An 18904-nucleotide genomic window follows, 5' to 3' on the forward strand; every position below is an offset into this window, starting at 1 on the left:
TGTTTGGGCCCGACTGTCAGCAGCTTGACTGCTTCGGCTATGATAGGCCCTTTGATTCAATCGGCCTACCCAGGCTGGACACACGCATTCAAGGATCCTATGAGCAAGCCCACTGCCGACAACGCGCCCAACGCCGCTGCCAAAGGCGCCCCCGCTGTCCCTGCGAACTTCCTGCGGCCGATCATCCAGGCCGACCTGGACTCGGGCAAGCACAGCAGCATCGTCACCCGCTTCCCGCCGGAGCCCAACGGTTACCTGCACATCGGCCACGCCAAGTCGATCTGCGTAAACTTCGGCCTGGCCAAGGAATTCGGCGGCGTCTGCCACCTGCGTTTCGACGATACCAACCCGGCCAAGGAAGACCAGGAGTACATCGACGCCATCCAGAGCGATGTCAAGTGGCTGGGCTTCGACTGGGCCGGCGACGTGCGTTATGCCTCCGACTACTTCGACCAGTTGCACGACTGGGCGGTCGAGCTGATCAAGCAGGGCAAGGCCTATGTCTGCGACCTTACCCCTGAGCAAGCCAAGGAATACCGCGGCAACCTCAAGGAGCCGGGCAAGAACAGCCCGTTCCGCGAGCGCAGTGTGCAAGAGAACCTCGACCTGTTCGCCCGCATGAAGGCCGGCGAGTTCAAGGATGGCGAGCGCGTACTGCGGGCCAAGATCGACATGGCTTCGCCAAACATGAACCTGCGCGACCCGATCCTGTACCGCATCCGCCATGCCCACCACCACCAGACCGGTGACAAGTGGTGCATCTACCCCAACTACGACTTTACCCACGGCCAGTCGGACGCCATCGAGGGCATTACCCACTCGATCTGCACCCTGGAATTCGAAGGGCATCGTCCGCTGTACGACTGGTTCCTTGACAACTTGCCGGTGCCGGCACATCCGCGCCAGTACGAGTTCAGCCGCCTGAACCTGAACTACACCATTACCTCCAAGCGCAAGCTCAAGCAATTGGTGGACGAGAAGCATGTCGATGCCTGGGACGACCCTCGCATGTCGACCCTGTCCGGCTTCCGTCGCCGTGGCTACACCCCGGCCTCTATCCGCAACTTCTGCGAAATGATCGGTACCAACCGTTCCGACGGCGTGGTCGACATGTCGATGCTCGAGTTCAGCATCCGTGATGACCTGGACCGCACCGCGCCGCGCGCCATGTGCGTGCTGCGCCCATTGAAGGTGGTCATTACCAACTACCCGGAAGGCCAGGTCGAGCAATTGGAGCTGCCACGCCACCCGAAGGAAGACATGGGTGTGCGCGTGCTGCCGTTCTCCCGCGAGCTGTACATTGACCGCGACGACTTCATGGAAGAGCCGCCCAAGGGCTACAAGCGCCTGGAGCCGGCCGGTGAAGTGCGCCTGCGCGGCAGCTACGTGATTCGCGCCGACGAAGCGATCAAGGACAGCGACGGCAACATCGTCGAACTGCGTTGCTCGTACGACCCGGACACCCTTGGCAAGAACCCCGAAGGCCGCAAGGTCAAGGGCGTGATCCACTGGGTGCCGGCCGAGGGCAGCGTGGAGTGCGAGGTGCGCCTGTACGACCGCCTGTTCCGCTCGCCGAACCCGGAAAAGACCGAGGAGGGCGGCAGCTTCCTGGACAACATCAACCCTGGCTCGCTGCAAGTGCTCAGCGGCTGCCGTGCCGAGCCGTCGCTGGCCCAGGCGCAGCCCGAGGACCGCTTCCAGTTCGAGCGCGAAGGCTACTTCTGCGCCGACCTGAAAGACAGCCAGCCGGGCCGCCCGGTGTTCAACCGCACTGTCACCCTGCGTGACTCCTGGGGCAGCTGAGGAAACGCCGTGCTTACCATCTACAACACCCTGAGCAAAGCGAAGGAAACCTTCAAGCCGCTGGAAGGCAACAAGGTGCGCATGTACGTGTGCGGCATGACCGTGTACGACTACTGCCACCTGGGCCATGGTCGCAGCATGGTGGCCTTCGACCTGGTCACCCGTTGGCTGCGCAAGAGCGGCTATGAGCTGACCTACGTGCGCAACATCACCGACATCGATGACAAGATCATCAACCGGGCCAACGAGAATGGCGAAAGCTTCGACGCCTTGACCGCCCGCATGATCGATGCGATGCACGAAGACGAGCGCCGCCTGAACATCCTGCCGCCGGACCAGGAGCCCCGTGCCACCGACCATATCGCCGGCATGCACGCGATGATCCAGACCCTGATCGACAAGGGGTACGCCTACGCCCCAGGCAATGGCGACGTGTACTACCGCGTCGGCAAGTTCGTCGGCTACGGCAAGCTGTCGCGCAAGAAGATCGAAGACCTGCGCATCGGTGCGCGTATCGAGGTCGACGAAGCCAAGCAGGATCCGTTGGACTTCGTGCTGTGGAAAGGCGTCAAGCCGGGCGAGCCGAGCTGGGAATCGCCATGGGGCCCGGGCCGTCCGGGCTGGCACATCGAGTGCTCGGTGATGTCCACCTGCTGCCTGGGTGAGAGCTTCGACATTCACGGTGGCGGCAGCGACCTGGAGTTCCCGCACCACGAGAACGAGATTGCCCAGAGCGAGGCGGCCACTGGCAAGCAGTACGCCAACGCCTGGATGCACTGCGGCATGATCCGTATCAACGGCGAGAAGATGTCCAAGTCGTTGAACAACTTCTTCACCATCCGTGACGTACTCGAGAAGTACCACCCGGAAGTGGTGCGCTACCTGCTGGTGGCCAGCCACTACCGCAGCGCGATCAACTACTCGGAAGACAGCCTGCGTGACGCCAAGGGCGCTCTGGAGCGCTTCTACCACGCCCTGCGCGGCCTGCCGCGGGTGGCGGCCAAGGGTGGCGAAGCGTTTGTCGAGCGCTTCAGCGTTGCGATGAACGATGACTTCGGTACCCCGGAAGCTTGCGCCGTGCTGTTCGACCTGGTGCGCGAGATCAACCGTCTGCGTGATAGCGACCTGGAAGCGGCTGCGGGCCTGGCCGGTCGCCTGCGCGAGTTGGGTGATGTGCTGGGTGTGCTGCAGCTGGAGGCCGATGACTTCCTGCGTGCGGGTGCCGAGGGCAAGGTCGATGCGGCTGAGGTCGAGGGTTTGATCCAGGCGCGTCTGCAGGCGCGTGCGGACAAGAACTGGGCCGAGTCCGACCGCATTCGCGACCAGCTGACCGCCATGGGCGTTGTGCTGGAAGACAGCAAGGGCGCGACTACCTGGCGTCTGGCTGACTGATCGACGTATAGGGGCTGCTTTGCAGCCCATTCGCAGCACAAGGCTGCTCCTACAGGGTTGTGCGATCCCTTGTAGGAGCAGCCTTGTACTGCGAATGGCCCGCATGGCGACCTCAAGCCTCTACTTGGCCAGCCCCGCCAGCGGGCAGTGCATCACCAACCTCGCCCCACCCAACGCGCTTTCCCCAATCTCCAACCCGAACCCATGCAGGTCGACGATCGCTGCAACGATCGACAACCCCAGCCCGAAGCGTGCTGGAAGACAGCAAGGGCGCGACTACCTGGCGTCTGGCTGACTGATCGGCGTATAGGGGCTGCTTTGCAGCCCATTCGCAGCACAAGGCTGCTCCTGCAGGGTTATGCGATCCCTTGTAGGAGCAGCCTTGTGCTGCGAATGGCCCGCACGGCGGCCTCAAGCCTCTACTTGGCCAGCCCAGCCAGCGGGCAGTGCATCACCAACCTCGCCCCACCCAACGCGCTTTCCCCAATCTCCAACCCGAACCCATGCAGGTCGACGATCGCTGCAACGATCGACAACCCCAGCCCGAAGCCGGCATGGCGGTGGCCTTCATCACTGCGGTAGAACCGCTTCAGTACCGCAGTCCGCTCTTCTTCCGGGATGCCCGGGCCGCTGTCCTCGATGGCCATGTGCACGCCGTTGTCGTCCTGCGTGGCGGTAATCCGCACTTGTCCACCCTCGGGCGTGAACTTGATCGCATTGCCTACCAGATTGGCCAGCGCTTCGAACAGCAGTTCGCGGTCGCCATGCAGTGCCGGCAACTGATCAGGCTGGTGCAATTCCAGGTGAATGCCGCCATCTTCGGCCAATGGCAGGTAAAAGTCGTGCAGTTCGACCAGCAGTTCGTGGGGGTCAAGCTGCACGAAGCCGGCGCGGCGCTGGCGGTCTTCCAGCTCGCTGATGCGCAGCAACCCACGAAAACGCGCCATCAAGGTATCGGTTTCGCCGATGGCCTGGTCCAGCGCCTCGGCTTGCGCGGAATCCACGTCGCTTTGCTGGCGAATGCGGTACAACTGCGCGCGCAGGCGGGTCAGCGGGGTGCGCAGGTCATGGGCAATGTTGTCGCACACCCCCTTGACCTCGTGCATCAGCCGCTCGATACGGTCGAGCATGGCATTGACGATGGCGGCCAGCATGTCCAGTTCGTCGCGCCGGGCCGACAGTGGTAGGCGGTGGGTCAGGTCGCCGGCGACGATCAGTTCGGCCTGGGCCTGGATCGCGCGGATTCGCTTGAGCGGCCGACGACGCAACAGATACCAGCCGGCAAAGCCTGGGATCAGCGTCAAGGAAATGCCCCAGAGCAGGGCATCGAGAATGATCCGGGTAACCACGAACAGTGAGCCGTTGTCGCGGAACAGTACCAGCCAGCGGCCGTCCTGCACCTTGATAGCCACCGCATCGCAGCTGTCGCGGGGCAGGTGGGGGTCGTCGGCATCCAGGCAGCGTTTCAACTCATGGATCTTGCCGTCCAGCCTGAGCTCTGGCGGCAGGGCGCGCACACTGCCGCTAATCGGGTTGAGCTGGCCGTCGAACAGCCCGTAGGCGTCGAAGCTGCGTTCCTCGAAGGCCTGGCTGGCGACCAAAGCGTCGTCCAGTTGCTTGCCGCTCATGTGCGCGAACAGGTGCTGGCGCTGCAGCATGGAATGGCGGGTAAGTTTGTTCAGGTAGCTGGACACCTCGAAGTACAGCACCCCCATGAGGATGCTGCTCCAGGCCACGAACAGAAAGCTGTAAAGCGCCAGCAGGCGGCTGGTCGAAGAGCTCCAGCCTTTAGACGGGTTCAGCAATGGCATAGCCGGAGCCCCGTACCGTACGGATCAGCGGCGATTGGCCGGGTGAGTCGATTTTCTTGCGCAGGCGGCCGATGTGCACGTCGATCAGGTTGGTGCCCGGGTCGAAGTGGTAGCCCCAGACTTCCTCGAAAATCATCATCCGCGTGATCACCTGGCCGCTGTGGCGCATCAGGTATTCCAGCAGCTTGTACTCGGTGGGCAGCAGGTTGAGCGTATTGTCACCGCGACGCGCTTCGTGGCTGATCAGGTCCAGTTGCAGGTCGGCGACCTGCAAGCGGGTCTGGGTCATGGGCACGCTGTTGCGGCGCAGCAACACCTCGACCCGCGCGGCCATCTCGTCGGAGGCGAACGGCTTGGTCAGGTAGTCGTCACCGCCGGCACGCAGGCCGCGCACCCGCTCATCGACGTCGGACAGGGCACTGATCATCAAGATCGGCGTAGCGATCTTGAGGCTGCGCAGGGTGGTGACGATGGTCAGGCCATCGACCTCTGGCAGCATGCGGTCCAGGGTGATCAGGTCGTAGCCGCCGGCAATGGCCTTGGCCAGGCCTTCACGGCCATTGTCGGCCCAATCCACCTCCAGGCCGTGGCTGGTAAGTTCGGCGACGATTTCCTGGCCGGTGACGGCGTCGTCTTCGATGGTCAGTACGCGAGGCATGCTGGTTCCTGGGCATCTAATAGAGATTTGATTGTGCCAAAGAATAGACAACCGGCGATTTAAGAAAAATTCATCTAGCGTGCGCCGATACCTTCGGCATGCATGATCTGCGCAATGATCGGCACTGGGGTCATCAGGTGCGAGCGCATCATGGCACTGGCGCGTTTGGCATCGCGGGCGAGGATCACCTCGACCAGTGCCGCGTGCTCCTGGCGCTTGAGCTCCAGCGCCTGCTCGGAAAACACCGTCTGCGTCAGCCACAGGTGGCGGTAGCGTTCGGCCTGGTCGAACAGGTAGCTGCGCGCCTGCAGCAGGTGCTTCGAGCCGCAGCCCGAGGCGATGGCGGTATGGAACGCCTTGTGCCGTTCGTCCCACACATCCAGGCGTTGTTCGCGGGTTTTCACTTCCACCACTTTGGCCAGGGTGTGCGAATGGGCCAGCACCGAGGCCTCCCAGGTGTCGTCGCCGCGCTCGATGGCGAGTGCGATGATCATCGCTTCCAGGTTGGCGCGGGCATCGTAGATGTCGTTCATCTCGTCCAGCGACATGGGTGCGACCCGGTAGCCTTTCTGGCTGATCGCGTTGACCAGGTGTTCGGCCACCAGTTGCGACAGCGCTTCGCGCAGCGGGCCCACGCCCAGGTCGTAGCGATCCTTTAGGGCGCTCATCAACAGTTTTTCACCGGGCTTGAACACGCCGCGGATGATGTCCTTCTTGAGCCTCTCATACCCGCTGAATGCTGAGTTTTGTCGGGGGGCGAGCGCTTCCAAGATCCTGTTCCTCAAAACGTTTTGCCGATCATACCGAAACCCTCTGTTGACGAAAAACAATGGACAAAAAAGATAAATATCGCTGAATAACAAAAATGTAGACATTTCTAGTTAGTGGCGATATTTTTACCTCGCCCGCACTGGTCCAGGTCACCACCGGACGGCGCCATTCACCTTTTTTGCCAGGACACTGCCATGAACGCCTTTACGCAGATCGACGAACTTGTCATGCCGCTGCCGCTCGAACCGCAGGGCTACACCATTGCCCCCTCGAAACAGTCGCCGCGCCTGCTGGAACTGACCTTTGCCCGGGAAACCGTGGAAGCCTTCGTACAGGCTGTTGCCCAATGGCCGGTGCAGGCGCTGGAATACAAGTCGTTCCTGCGTTTTCGCGTAGGCGAAATTCTCGACGAGCTGTGCCAAGGCACTCTGCGCCCGGTGCTGCTCAACACCATTCTCGACCGCGCCAGCGGCGGTATGCTGATTACCCCGATCGGCCTGGACGACGTGAGCCAGGCCGAGGACATGGTCAAGTTCACCACCGCCTGTGCACACCTGATCGGCCGTTCCAATTACGACGCCATGAGTGGCCAGTTCTATGCGCGCTTCGTGGTGGTCAATAGCGACAACTCCGACAGCTACCTGCGTCAGCCGCACCGGGTCATGGAGTTGCACAACGACGGCACGTTCGTGAACCAGATCACCGACTACGTGCTGATGCTGAAGATCGACGAAAAGAACATGGAAGGCGGCAATTCGCTGTTGCTGCACCTGGACGACTGGGAGCAGTGCGAGGAATTCTTCCGTCACCCGATGGCTCGCCGCGAAATGCGCTGGACCGCGCCGCCGAGCAAGAAAGTGGCCGAGGATGTATTCCACTCGGTATTCGACACCGATGCCGAAGGCCGGCCAACCATGCGCTACATTGACCAGTTCGTGCAGCCGGAAAACTACGAGGAAGGCATTTGGCTGAACGCCTTGTCCGATTCGCTGGAAGGCAGCGACAAGAAAGTTTCGGTGCCGGTCGGTGTCGGCAGCTTCCTGCTGATCAACAACCTGTTCTGGCTGCATGGCCGCGACCGCTTCACCCCGCATGAGGGCCTGCGCCGCGAACTGATGCGCCAGCGTGGTTACGTCGCATTCCCCAAACCGCTGTACCAGCGCGGGCAATAATGACAGGGCGCGGGGCGGGCGCCCGCCCATGCGTCTTTGCACAAAACGATGCCACCAGGGCCCGCGCGGCCCTCGGTGAGCAAGCCAGGCAATGCCTGCGTGTGAGGTAAGGCTGTGTACGATTTCATCATTATTGGCGGTGGCATTGTGGGTATGTCCACGGCCATGCACCTGATCAAGGTCTACCCGGACGCGAAGATTCTCCTGCTGGAGAAAGAGTCTGGGCCGGCCCGCCACCAGACTGGCCACAACAGCGGCGTGATCCACGCCGGCGTGTATTACACCCCTGGCAGCCTCAAGGCGCGCTTCTGCCTGGAAGGCAACAAGGCCACCAAGGCGTTCTGCACCCAGCACGGTATCCGCTTCGATGAGTGCGGCAAGCTGCTGGTAGCCACCAATGACCTGGAAATGCAGCGCATGAAGGCGCTGTGGGAGCGCACCGCGGCCAATGGCCTGGAGCGTTACTGGTTGTCGGCCGATGAGTTGCGCGAGCGCGAACCCAACATCGTTGGCATGGGCGGTATCTTTGTGCCATCCAGCGGCATCGTCAATTACGCTGAAGTGACCGCTGCCATGGGCGCCGAATTCCAGCGTGCCGGCGGTGAAATCCGCTATGGCGCCGAGGTGGTCGGCCTGCAGGAACAGGCCAGTGAAGTGATCGTGCGCACTCAGCGCGACGAGTTCCGCAGCCGATTCCTGGTAACGTGCTCGGGCCTGATGGCCGACCGCGTGGTGAGCATGCTGGGCTTGCGCACCGAGTTCGTGATCTGCCCGTTCCGTGGCGAGTACTACCTGCTGCCCAAGCAGCACAACCAGATCGTCAACCACCTGATCTACCCGATCCCCGACCCGTCGATGCCGTTCCTGGGTGTGCACCTGACTCGCATGATCGACGGCACTGTCACCGTAGGCCCCAATGCTGTTCTGGCGATGAAGCGCGAGGGCTACCGCAAGACTGACGTCAGCCCCAGCGACCTGTTCCAGACCCTGACCACCCCTGGCATCCTCAAGGTGTTGGCGAAGAATTTCCGTCCGGGGCTGATCGAGATGAAAAACTCGCTGTTCAAGGGTGGGTACCTCAAGCAGGTGCAGAAATACTGCCCGAGCATCACCAAGGCTGACCTCACGCCATACCCGGCCGGGGTGCGTGCCCAGGCGGTGTCGCGTGACGGCAAGTTGATCGACGACTTCCTGTTCGTCAACACCGCGCGCAGTGTCAACGTGTGCAACGCACCGTCGCCAGCCGCCACCTCGGCCATCCCGATCGGCGCCTACATCGTCGAGAAAGTGTGTGAGCAGGTCAGTCTGCAAGGGGGCAACTTCCCCAAGGCCGATCGTGCAGCCAACCAGCGTGCTGCCAGCTGATCCACCCGTAACGCCTCCTGCGGTCTCGTTTTACTCAACCCGAACTGCCCTACTCACCATTTAGGGCAGGGCGGGCTTTTTCGCGCCTGCGTCGGTGACGTGCAGCCGGCGGCCCCTGCGTGGGCATGACAAAAACAACAAGGTAGCGCCATGCAAACCCACAAGAACAATTTGAGTCATGGATTGAAATCACGGCATGTCACCATGCTGTCCATTGCCGGCGTGATCGGCGCCGGCCTGTTCGTCGGCTCCGGTCGAGCCATCGCCGAAGCCGGGCCGGCCACCATCCTGGCCTACATCCTGGCCGGTGGCCTGGTGGTGTTGGTGATGCGCATGCTGGCCGAAATGGCCGTTGCTTCGCCGGATACCGGCTCGTTTTCCACCTACGCTGACCTCGCCATCGGCAAATGGGCCGGTTACACCATCGGTTGGCTGTACTGGTGGTTCTGGGTGTTGATCATCCCGATCGAAGCCAACATCGCCGCTACCATCATCAATTCCTGGGTCCCGCAGTTGGAGATCTGGGTATTGTCGTTGGTGATCACCTTGTTGCTGACGGCCACCAACCTGTTTAGCGTGAAGAACTACGGCGAATTCGAGTTCTGGCTGGCACTGGTCAAGGTGGTGGCCATCGTCAGCTTCATTGCCCTTGGCGTTTGCGCCATTTTCGGCCTGTTGCCAGGCTCCGGCGTCAGCGGCGTCTCGCGCCTGTGGGATACCGGTGGCTTTATGCCCAACGGCTTTGGTGCAGTGCTGAGCGCAATGCTGATCACCATGTTCTCGTTCCTCGGGGCGGAGGTGGTGACCATTGCCGCGGCCGAATCCGACGAGGCGGGGAAGCATATTTCCAAAGCCACCAATTCGGTGATCTGGCGGATTACGCTGTTCTATATCCTGTCGATCTTCATCGTCATCGCACTGGTACCGTGGACTGACCCACGCCTGGCTACCGAAGGTTCCTATGTCACGGTGCTGGACACCCTCGGTGTGCCAAACGCCAAGGCCATCATCGACTTCGTGGTGCTGACGTCGGTGACCAGTTGCCTCAACTCGTCGTTGTACACCGCCTCGCGCATGGTCTATTCGCTGAGCCGCCGCGGTGACGCCCCGGCCTGTGCCCAGGTAACCAGCCGCAGTGGTACGCCAGTGGTGGCGGTGCTGTTGTCCACCGGGGCTGCATTCCTGGCGGTGATCGCCAATTACCTGGTGCCGGCCAAGGTGTTCGGCTTCCTCATGGCAAGCTCTGGCGCCATTGCCCTGCTGGTATATCTGGTAATCGCGGTTTCCCAGCTGCGCCTGCGCCAGCGCCTGACTGCGCAGGGCAAGACGTTGGGCTACCGCATGTGGCTGTTCCCGTGGCTCACCTGGGGCGTGATCCTGTTCATCAGCGGCGTGCTGGTGCTGATGCTGTTCCGGCCGGATCATCGCCTGGAAGTGGTGTCGACAATGGTGCTGGCGGTGTTGGTGGTGTGTTCGGGGTTGCTGGTGACCCGGCGCCGGGCGCGCGGCGTGGTGGCTGGTGGCGTAGGGCAGGGCGCCTGATGCGTCCAGCTTGAAGACAGACGAGCAAGTTGCATCAGGCTGTGAGAGGATGTCCGCCAACGAAGCCAGGACTCTGAACGCAGCCTGATGAAGACACCTAAAAGAATCGAACCCCTGATCGAAGATGGCCTGGTCGACGAAGTGCTACGGCCGTTGATGAGTGGCAAGGAAGCCGCTGTGTACGTGGTGCGCTGCGGCAGCCAGGTGCGCTGCGCCAAGGTCTATAAAGAAGCCAACAAGCGCAGTTTCCGCCAGGCCGCCGAATACCAGGAAGGCCGCAAGGTACGTAACAGCCGCCAGGCCCGGGCCATGGCCAAGGGCAGCAAGTACGGCCGTAAAGAGGCCGAAGATGCCTGGCAGAATGCCGAAGTGGCGGCGCTGTTCCGTTTGGCCGGCGCAGGTGTAAGGGTGCCCAAGCCTTACGACTTCCAGGACGGCGTGCTGCTGATGGAGCTGGTGACCGATGCCGATGGCGATGCGGCCCCGCGCCTGAACGACGTGCACCTTGAGGCCGACGATGCCCGCGCGTTCCATGCTTTTGTCATTCGCCAGATCGTGTTGATGCTGTGTGCCGGGCTGGTGCATGGCGACTTGTCCGAGTTCAACGTGTTGCTCGGCCCGGATGGGCCGGTGATCATCGACTTGCCGCAGGCTGTGGACGCGGCGGCCAACAACCATGCCTTCAGCATGCTGCAACGCGATGTGGACAACATGGCGCATTATTTCGGGCGCTTCGCCCCGGAGCTGAAACGCACCCGGTATGCGCAGGAAATGTGGGCATTGTACGAGGCCGGTGAGTTGCTCCCTGACAGCCCACTGACTGGGGTGTTCGAGGATGACGAACATGAAGCTGACGTGACTGGGGTGATGCGCGAGATCGACGCCGCCCGGATGGATGACGCCCGCCGCCGTGCGGCACGCGCCGAGGCTGAGTACGGGCCGGCCAAGGCAGAGGAGCCGACGCCACCCTGGCTTCAGTAATGTAGTGCCTGTTCCGGCCCCTTCGCGGGCACGCCCGCTCCCACAGGCCTTGTGCAGCCTCAAGGCCTGTGCAACCCCTGTGGGAGCGGGCGTGCCCGCGAAGGGGCAGGAACAGAAGAACCAGCGGTCGAAGCAGCCATTGCCATTGACGCAAGACATAATCTCGTCATTTGGCCTTTTCACTGGCGCGCGACAGGCATAAGGTATACGCCGTTCAAAATGCCCTGGAGCTGTCATGTCCAACCAATTCCCGTCCGTTCGTCCCCGCCGTCTGCGCCAGAACGAGTCCCTGCGCACGATCTTCCAGGAAACCGAGTTCCGCCTGGAAGACCTGATCCTGCCGATCTTCGTCGAAGAGGGCATCGATGATTTCGTGCCGATCACCAGCATGCCCGGTGTCAACCGCATCCCCGAGAAATTGCTGGCCCAGGAAATCGAGCGCTATGCCCGCGCCGGCATCAAGTCGGTGATGACCTTTGGCGTGTCGCACCACCTGGACGCCGTCGGCAGCGACACCTGGAACGAAAACGGCCTGGTTGCGCGCATGTCGCGTATCTGCAAGGACACCGTGCCGGAAATGGCGGTGATGTCCGACACCTGCTTCTGCGAGTACACCAGCCACGGCCACTGCGGCGTGCTGCATGACCACGGCGTGGACAACGACGCCACCCTGGCCAACCTGGGCAAGCAGGCGGTCATCGCCGCCGCTGCCGGCGCCGACTTCATCGCCCCGTCGGCGGCGATGGATGGCCAGGTGCAGGCCATCCGCAGCGCGCTGGATGGGGCCGGCTTCCACGACACCGCGATCATGGCCTATTCGACTAAATTCGCCTCGTCGCTGTATGGCCCGTTCCGCGAGGCCGGCGGCACTGCGCTGAAAGGTGACCGCAAGAGCTACCAGATGAACCCGATGAACCGCCGCGAAGCGGTGCGTGAGTCGCTGCTCGACGAGCAGGAAGGGGCGGACGTGCTGATGGTCAAGCCGGCCGGCGCCTACCTTGACGTGATCGCCGACATTCGCGCCGCCTCGCGCCTGCCGCTGGCGGCGTACCAGGTGAGTGGCGAATACGCGATGATCAAGTTCGGCGGCCTGGCCGGTGCCATCGATGAAGGCCGGGTGGTGCGTGAAAGCATCGGTGCGATCAAGCGAGCCGGTGCCGACCTGATCCTGACCTACTTCGCCATGGACCTGGCCCGCGAAGGTATCTGAAGCCAGGCCTTCAGCCTAAAAAGCCGCTGCAATTGCAGCGGCTTTTTTATGCCAATGCACAAAAAATCAGTAAGCGCTGAATTATTTAGTGTCCCGTTGTATCTGATCCCTTAGAGCATTCATCGACAGGGATACGGGCATGAAACCTCGCAAGAAAAGCGTCCAGCCAATCGGCCTGAAGGACATCACCATCGTCGACGACGCCAAGATGAAGAAGGCAATCACCGCCGCCGCGCTGGGCAACGCCATGGAGTGGTTCGACTTTGGCGTGTACGGCTTCGTCGCCTACGCCCTGGGCAAAGTGTTCTTCCCCAACGCCGACCCCAGCGTGCAGATGATCGCGGCGCTGGCCACCTTCTCGGTGCCGTTCCTGATCCGGCCATTGGGCGGGCTGTTCTTCGGCGCCCTGGGCGACAGGTTCGGGCGGCAGAAAATCCTTGCCGCGACCATCGTGATCATGTCTCTCAGCACCTTTGCCATCGGCCTGATACCGTCCTACGCCAGCATCGGCATCTGGGCGCCGATCCTGTTGTTGCTGGCCAAGATGGCCCAGGGTTTTTCGGTGGGTGGCGAGTACACCGGCGCTTCGATCTTCGTTGCCGAATACGCCCCCGACCGCAAGCGCGGTTTTCTCGGTAGCTGGCTGGATTTCGGCTCGATCGCCGGCTTTGTGCTAGGTGCAGGGGTGGTGGTGCTGATTTCCACCCTTCTTGGCGAAGAACAATTCCTGGAATGGGGTTGGCGCCTACCGTTCTTCCTGGCCCTGCCGCTCGGCATCATCGGCCTTTACCTGCGCCACGCGCTGGAAGAAACCCCCGCGTTTCAGCAGCATGTCGACAAGCTGGAACAGGGCGACCGCGAAGGGCTGGCCTCCGGGCCCAAGGTGTCGTTCAAGGAGGTGGCCACTCAGCACTGGCGCAGCCTGGTGACCTGCATCGGCGTGGTCATTGCCACCAACGTCACCTACTACATGCTGCTGACCTACATGCCCAGCTACCTGTCGCATAACCTGCATTACAGCGAAGACCATGGCGTGCTCATCATCATCGCGATCATGGTCGGCATGCTGTTCGTGCAGCCGATGATCGGCCTGCTCAGTGACAAGTTTGGCCGCCGGCCGTTCATCATCCTCGGCAGCGTGGGCCTGTTCGCCCTGGCCATTCCGGCGTTCATGCTGATCAACAGCGGTGTGCTGGGGGTGATTTTCGCCGGGCTGTTGATCATTGCCGTCATGCTGAACTTCTTTATCGGCGTGATGGCCTCGACGCTGCCGGCGATGTTCCCTACGCACATCCGCTACAGCGCCCTGGCCAGCGCCTTCAACATTTCGGTGCTGATTGCCGGCCTTACCCCGACCATCACCGCCTGGCTGGTGGAAAGCACTGGCGACCTGTACATGCCGGCCTATTACCTGATGGTGATCGCCGCCGTTGGGCTGGTCACGGGCCTGACCATGAAGGAAACCGCCAACAAGCCGCTGCGCGGCGCGGCGCCGGCGGCCTCGGACATCGAGGAAGCGCGTGAGCTGCTGCAGGAGCACCACGACAACATCGAGCAGAAGATCGAGGACATCGATGCGCAGATCGCCGAACTGGAAGCCAAGCGCAAGACGCTGGCCCAGCAGCACCCGCGCATCGAGTGATCAACGCGGCATGTAGCCACGCTGCCAGGCGCGCGGGATGAACCGCGACACCAGGGCCAGCACGCAGGCCAGCGCGCAACTGCCGGCCAGCGCCTGCAGGCCCAGGTGTTGTTGCAGCCAGGCGCCAAGTGCGGCCCCCAGCAGCATGCCGGCCCAAGGCACCAGTTGCACCCGCCAGCCATTGCGCCGCTCGCCAAGCAGCCAGCGCCCCAGGCCACGGCCGAAACGTGACAACGCGCCGGTCACGTAGGTCAGGCCGATGGGCAGGCCATTCACCTGTTCGACCACCGCATTGATCATGCCCATGGCCAGCGTGGCGGCCAGCAGTGCCGGGAAGGTAGCCGGCAACGGCCACGCTGCCGCGAACGCCAGCAGGGCGGCAACCACCAGCAGCACCGGCCAGGCCCGACGGTGGAAGCCACGCGCCAGCAGCACGCCCAGTGCATTGCCGGCGACGAAGCCCAGCACCGCGCCGCTCAGGCGCAGCACCAGGGCCAGGTCAGCTTCACTGATGGCCACCGCCAGGCGTGTGGTATTGCCACTCATGAACGACACGAAGTCGCCCAGTGCCAGTAGGCCAATGGCATCGGTCATGCCGGCCAGTACCGACAGGGCGGCGACCAGGCCTAGGCCGACGCGACCACGCAGAACGTGCAGGCGCAAACGCCTGGCGGTGCGCGCGGGGAGGGCGTCAGGCAGCATGTGCAGGCCTCAAGGCAGCAGTTTTTCGCGGGCCAGGGTGCCTTTGATGGTGCGCTCCACCACATCGACCAGCACCATGGTCTGGTGGTCTACCTCGATGTTGAGCAGCTCGCCAGCCTGGTAGCTGGCAAAGGTGGTCTGGCGCAGGGTTTCCGGGATCAGGTTGATGGTGATCACGTTGTCCTCCACATCCGCGACGGTCAGGCTGCAGCCATTGACCCCGATGAAACCGCGCGGGAACACGTACTTGCCCCATTCCGGCGGCATGCGGAACTTGATGAAGGCGCCGGTTTCCTTGATCGAAAGCTCGACGATTTCGGCGGTGGTGGCGATATGGCCAGCCATGAGGTGGCCGCCGACTTCGGCGTTCATTTTTGCCGAGCGTTCGATATTCACCCCTTGACCGGCCTTGAAATTGCGCAGGTTGGTGCGTTCCAGCGTCGCGGTCATGGCGTCGAACCTGACCTGGTTGCCGTCGATTTCGGTGACCGACAGGCAAGTGCCTTCGACACTGACACTGGCGCCGATCTTCAGCTCTTCGAGCAGTTCCGGGGTGAGGTCGATGGTGAACTGGTTGTGGCCCGGGTAGGTGGTTACATCAAGCAGAGGGCGGACGGCCTGGACGATGCCGGTGTACATGGAGTTGCTCCTGGGCACGGAAAAGAAAACACCCGAACGCTATGCCTCTGGAGCGTCAAAAGCAAGTTGACAGCACTGGCCTTGTCGCCGGCAAGCCAGCTCACACAGGTCCTCTGCGACCCTGGAGGCCAGTGGGAATCCTGTAGCAGCTGGCTTGCCGGCGAAGAGGCCAGGTCAGTCAACAAAGCGCTAGAACGTCAATTGCCACTGCCCAACCAGCGCATGGTTGCGGCTGTTGCTGCCCAGCTCCCCGCTATACCCGATGCCTACGCTCTGCCGCACACTCAGCCCTAGGTCCAGCCCGGCCTCGACCAGCAAGCTGTCGCGATCGATTGCACTGCCTTCGACACTGAACGCATCACCCCCTGCAATGAACGCCTGCCGCGTGTGGGTATCGATGCTGCCATAAGTGTGCCGCCAGCCCAGGGTCGCCCGTGGTGTCAGGCTCATGCCGTTGTTCAACTGCCCCAGGTGCGCCAGGCGCACACCAAAGGTGCTGCTGACGTTGTCCTGGGTATCGGCATCCACGGCCAGCGCAGCGTCGCCGCCTTGTTCGCGGTAGCTGTCGCGGTGATAGCGCTGATAGCCGAGGTTGGCAAACGGTTCGGCGCTCAGGCGACCGCTGCCCATGGCGTAACCCAGTTCGATGAAAGCCTGCTGGCTGTCAGCGTCGTAGTCACCCTTGAGGCGCTCGTTGAGGCCGGCAAACGCCACATCGCGCTTGCTGTCGCCGTCATGGCTGCTGTAGGCCGCGCCCAGGCGCACGGCCAGGGGGCCGCTCTGATGCTGGGCGTAGACACCGGCGTGCCAGCTGCGCACGGTGCCATCCAGGCCCGTGGCGTCCAGACGGCTGCGCGAGTAGCCGCCCAGCAAGCCCAGGCGCCAGTCGCCAGTTAACGCCCAGTCAACACCCAGCACGCCGCCGTTGGTGCGCTGCTCCAGGGTACTGGCGCCGTGGCTGCCTTCGACCTTGCCGTAGCTGCCCAGTGCCTGCGCCCACACGCGCCCCTGGGCGTTTGGGTCGTTGAGGTTGCGCGCTTCACGCGGCACGCCCGTGGCGGCAAGGGCCGGGCCGTCGCTGTCGTTCAGGCCAACCAGCAGGCTGCCAGCGCTGCCCATCGCCTGCATCGCGCCAAGCATGCTGCTGCCCACCTGCGACGCGCCAGCCAGGGTAGCGGCCGCCAGGTTGGCGGTGTTGCTGGCGGACAGTTGTTCGATTGCACTGCCGGCACCGATTGCGGTGGTGCCGAGCACCGCGTTGTACAAGCTGCTGTGCTGCCCGAGGCTGGCCAGGCTACGTGCGGCGCCAGCCGCGTTGGCAGACGGTGCGTAGTGCTCGAAGGCCACGTCGTTGCGGGTGTAGTCCAAGCCTACCGAGGTGCTGTTGTAGCTCAGGGTCGGGGTAAGGAAGGCATAGTCGCTGCTGACCTGGGCGAAGGTGCCGTTTACGACACTGGCAGTCAGCACGGTGTAGTGGCTCTGCCACGGGTAATCGCCGGCACTTGGCTGCACGCGCAGGGTGGCGCCATTGAGGTTGGCCGTGCCGCTGACGTTGAGCGGCGCGCTGCTGCCATCCGCGTTTACGCCGTACACCAGGCTTGAACCCTGGCCGAAGTTCAGGTCGCCCGCGACCTTGGCGACACCCAGGCCGGTGTCGGTCAGCAGCGTGCCGTTCACCTGTAGCCCACCTACCGAGCCACCACCGGCATAAGTGGCCCCTTGCTCGATCAGCATCTCACCGAGGATGCTGCCCTGGTTGATCAACGTAGCGCCCGAGGTCACCACGCCGCCCTGGCTGAAGTCATCGATGCTACGCAGCGTCCAGGTGCCACCGCTGACCTGCAAGGTTTCGAAGTTAGCGCTGTTGCCAAAGCTGCCAGTGCCGTCCAGGTTCAGGCTGTCGATGCCGGCGCCGCCATCGACCAAACCATTGAACACGCCACCGCTCAGTACGGTGAGGCTGTCGTTGCCAGCCCCCATGCTCAGTGCCAGGCCATTGCCACCGCTGATGGTGCCGTTGTTGATCACGCTGTCGTCGTACTCGCCGATCAGTTTGATGGCAAAGCCCGTTTCGCCTTCGATGCGCCCGGCGTTGCTGATAGTGGTCGCGGCCACACCGGCACCTTCGGCGCCGTCATCCACCAGAATGCCGTTGTCGACACTGCGGATGACCCCGCTGGCAGTGTTGACGATGCTGCCGCCGCCCATGGCAATGCCTTCGCTGCCATTTGGTCGGCCACCACTGTCGACGCCTTTGGCACCCAAGCCCTGGATGGTGCCGGCGTTGTAGACATGGCCGATGTTGTCGATATCGACGCCATCGCCGTCGCCATTGATCTTGCCGTCGGCGATGGCACCGGTGATGGTGCCCCAGTTGTACACCGTGCCGCTGCCGTCGGAGCCGAAACCCGAACCGTTGCGCCCGGTAACGCTGGCGCCCTCGTAGTTGTACAGCGTGGCATCGGTCTTCAGGTCGATGCCGTGGCGGTCGGCGCTGATGGTGCCGTGGTTATACACGGTGACGCCGGTCGAGGTACCGATCTTGATGCCGTCCCACTTCTGGTCCTGACCGTTGTTGTCCTGTGGGGCGGTGTCGGTGTAGATCAGCCCGTAGTTGGTGATCGTGGCGTTGGAGCCGGTCTTGATCGCGTCGTTGCCTGCGGCGTGGATCACGCCCGTGGCCTGGTTCACCAGGGTGGTGGTGAACGCCGGATTGTTCAGGGATTCGAGGTCGATGGCCTGGCCTTCGACGGTGGACGCGATGGTGCCGGCGTTGACGATGCTCAGGCTACCTCCGGCAGCCGGGTTGGTCTGCAAGCGCAGGCCATCGTTAGTGCCTTGGATCAGCGCCCCAGCGTGGTTGGTGATCACGAAGTGACTGAGGTCTTCGCCGTCGCTCTTGGAGTCGATGCCGCGGCCATCGGTCGAGCGGATGATACCGGCGTTATCGACGCTCACCGTGGCACCGCTGGTGTGCTTGGGCAGAATCACTCCGTCGTCGTCGCTGGCTACGATGCTGCCGCCGGAGGTCACCTTCAAGGTGTCGGACTTCTTCAGCTCCAGGGTGTCGCTGCTGGCGCTGTCGATCAGGTAATCCTTGGCAAAGGCGCTGGGGGCGAAAGCAGCACAGGCCAGGGCGACGCACAGGGCCAGGCGGTTGGGCGTGAAATGCATTGGGCGACCATGGGTTGGTGTTCAGGGGCGCCCAATATGGCT

The 18904-nt window shown here is 62.8% G+C and carries 14 protein-coding genes and 1 pseudogene; 8 read left to right on the top strand and 7 right to left on the bottom strand.

Annotation, left to right across the window (positions count from 1 at the left end; translation table 11 throughout):
• The first annotated feature begins 99 nt into the window (after positions 1–99).
• Positions 100–1803: a glutamine--tRNA ligase/YqeY domain fusion protein gene (locus ACNFBR_RS27775; RefSeq protein WP_416737700.1), complete on the top strand. Its 1704-nt coding sequence runs from the start codon at positions 100–102 to the stop codon at positions 1801–1803.
• A 9-nt stretch (positions 1804–1812) separates the two neighbouring features.
• Positions 1813–3195 carry a cysteine--tRNA ligase gene (gene cysS / locus ACNFBR_RS27780; RefSeq protein ID WP_416737701.1) on the top strand — a complete coding sequence of 461 codons (1383 nt, stop codon included), beginning with the start codon at positions 1813–1815 and terminating at the stop codon, positions 3193–3195.
• 120 nt (positions 3196–3315) lie between these two features.
• Here cysS and ACNFBR_RS27785 read toward each other — a convergent pair.
• The 4 genes and pseudogenes from ACNFBR_RS27785 to csiR all read right to left on the bottom strand — a co-directional run.
• A pseudogene (locus tag ACNFBR_RS27785) lies at positions 3316–3450 on the bottom strand (two-component sensor histidine kinase); the annotation flags it as partial.
• A 164-nt stretch (positions 3451–3614) separates the two neighbouring features.
• Positions 3615–5006, bottom strand: a complete 1392-nt coding sequence (locus tag ACNFBR_RS27790) for a sensor histidine kinase (protein WP_416737702.1) — start codon at positions 5004–5006, stop codon at positions 3615–3617.
• Positions 4984–5664 (bottom strand): response regulator transcription factor, encoded by a 681-nt coding sequence (locus ACNFBR_RS27795; RefSeq protein ID WP_012272507.1) that lies wholly within the window; start codon positions 5662–5664, stop codon positions 4984–4986. The genes ACNFBR_RS27790 and ACNFBR_RS27795 overlap by 23 nt, the downstream gene beginning before the upstream one ends.
• A 74-nt stretch (positions 5665–5738) precedes the next feature.
• Complete coding sequence (gene csiR, locus ACNFBR_RS27800) at positions 5739–6434, bottom strand: DNA-binding transcriptional regulator CsiR (protein WP_416737703.1); 696 nt, start codon at positions 6432–6434, stop codon at positions 5739–5741.
• Between the two features lie 195 nt (positions 6435–6629).
• Between csiR and glaH the strand changes: the two genes are divergently transcribed.
• The 6 genes from glaH (at position 6630) to proP (ending at position 14347) form a co-directional block, all read left to right on the top strand.
• Positions 6630–7607, top strand: a complete 978-nt coding sequence (glaH, locus tag ACNFBR_RS27805) for a glutarate dioxygenase GlaH (protein WP_416737704.1) — start codon at positions 6630–6632, stop codon at positions 7605–7607.
• A 114-nt stretch (positions 7608–7721) separates the two neighbouring features.
• Positions 7722–8972: an L-2-hydroxyglutarate oxidase gene (lhgO, locus tag ACNFBR_RS27810; protein ID WP_416737705.1), complete on the top strand. Its 1251-nt coding sequence runs from the start codon at positions 7722–7724 to the stop codon at positions 8970–8972.
• A gap of 150 nt (positions 8973–9122) precedes the next feature.
• A complete protein-coding gene (gabP, locus tag ACNFBR_RS27815; RefSeq protein ID WP_416737706.1) occupies positions 9123–10514 on the top strand; it encodes a GABA permease in 1392 nt (463 codons plus the stop codon).
• Between the two features lie 87 nt (positions 10515–10601).
• Complete coding sequence (locus tag ACNFBR_RS27820; protein ID WP_416737707.1) at positions 10602–11495, top strand: PA4780 family RIO1-like protein kinase; 894 nt, start codon at positions 10602–10604, stop codon at positions 11493–11495.
• Between the two features lie 235 nt (positions 11496–11730).
• Positions 11731–12705: a porphobilinogen synthase gene (gene hemB / locus ACNFBR_RS27825; protein WP_416737708.1), complete on the top strand. Its 975-nt coding sequence runs from the start codon at positions 11731–11733 to the stop codon at positions 12703–12705.
• A 139-nt stretch (positions 12706–12844) separates the two neighbouring features.
• Complete coding sequence (gene proP / locus ACNFBR_RS27830; protein ID WP_416737709.1) at positions 12845–14347, top strand: glycine betaine/L-proline transporter ProP; 1503 nt, start codon at positions 12845–12847, stop codon at positions 14345–14347.
• On the opposite strand, the gene ACNFBR_RS27835 is transcribed toward proP, so the two are convergent.
• The 3 genes from ACNFBR_RS27835 to ACNFBR_RS27845 form a co-directional block, all read right to left on the bottom strand.
• Positions 14348–15049 (bottom strand): YoaK family protein, encoded by a 702-nt coding sequence (locus ACNFBR_RS27835; protein WP_416737710.1) that lies wholly within the window; start codon positions 15047–15049, stop codon positions 14348–14350. It lies immediately after the preceding gene.
• A gap of 9 nt (positions 15050–15058) precedes the next feature.
• A complete protein-coding gene (locus ACNFBR_RS27840; protein ID WP_416737711.1) occupies positions 15059–15688 on the bottom strand; it encodes a riboflavin synthase subunit alpha in 630 nt (209 codons plus the stop codon).
• Between the two features lie 189 nt (positions 15689–15877).
• Positions 15878–18862 carry an autotransporter outer membrane beta-barrel domain-containing protein gene (locus ACNFBR_RS27845; protein ID WP_416737712.1) on the bottom strand — a complete coding sequence of 995 codons (2985 nt, stop codon included), beginning with the start codon at positions 18860–18862 and terminating at the stop codon, positions 15878–15880.
• Between the last annotated feature and the right edge of the window lie 42 nt (positions 18863–18904).

The sequence above is a fragment of the Pseudomonas sp. NY11955 genome, assembly GCF_048068035.1.
Lineage (GTDB): Bacteria > Pseudomonadota > Gammaproteobacteria > Pseudomonadales > Pseudomonadaceae > Aquipseudomonas.

Coding starts and splice junctions, on each gene's coding strand:
- hemB (WP_416737708.1), top strand. CDS start 11,731: ATGTCCAACCAATTCCCGTCCGTTCGTCCCCGCCGTCTGCGCCAGAAC.
- ACNFBR_RS27790 (WP_416737702.1), bottom strand. CDS start 5,006: ATGCCATTGCTGAACCCGTCTAAAGGCTGGAGCTCTTCGACCAGCCGC.
- glaH (WP_416737704.1), top strand. CDS start 6,630: ATGAACGCCTTTACGCAGATCGACGAACTTGTCATGCCGCTGCCGCTC.
- ACNFBR_RS27835 (WP_416737710.1), bottom strand. CDS start 15,049: ATGCTGCCTGACGCCCTCCCCGCGCGCACCGCCAGGCGTTTGCGCCTG.
- ACNFBR_RS27840 (WP_416737711.1), bottom strand. CDS start 15,688: ATGTACACCGGCATCGTCCAGGCCGTCCGCCCTCTGCTTGATGTAACC.
- proP (WP_416737709.1), top strand. CDS start 12,845: ATGAAACCTCGCAAGAAAAGCGTCCAGCCAATCGGCCTGAAGGACATC.
- ACNFBR_RS27775 (WP_416737700.1), top strand. CDS start 100: ATGAGCAAGCCCACTGCCGACAACGCGCCCAACGCCGCTGCCAAAGGC.
- gabP (WP_416737706.1), top strand. CDS start 9,123: ATGCAAACCCACAAGAACAATTTGAGTCATGGATTGAAATCACGGCAT.
- ACNFBR_RS27795 (WP_012272507.1), bottom strand. CDS start 5,664: ATGCCTCGCGTACTGACCATCGAAGACGACGCCGTCACCGGCCAGGAA.
- ACNFBR_RS27820 (WP_416737707.1), top strand. CDS start 10,602: ATGAAGACACCTAAAAGAATCGAACCCCTGATCGAAGATGGCCTGGTC.
- ACNFBR_RS27845 (WP_416737712.1), bottom strand. CDS start 18,862: ATGCATTTCACGCCCAACCGCCTGGCCCTGTGCGTCGCCCTGGCCTGT.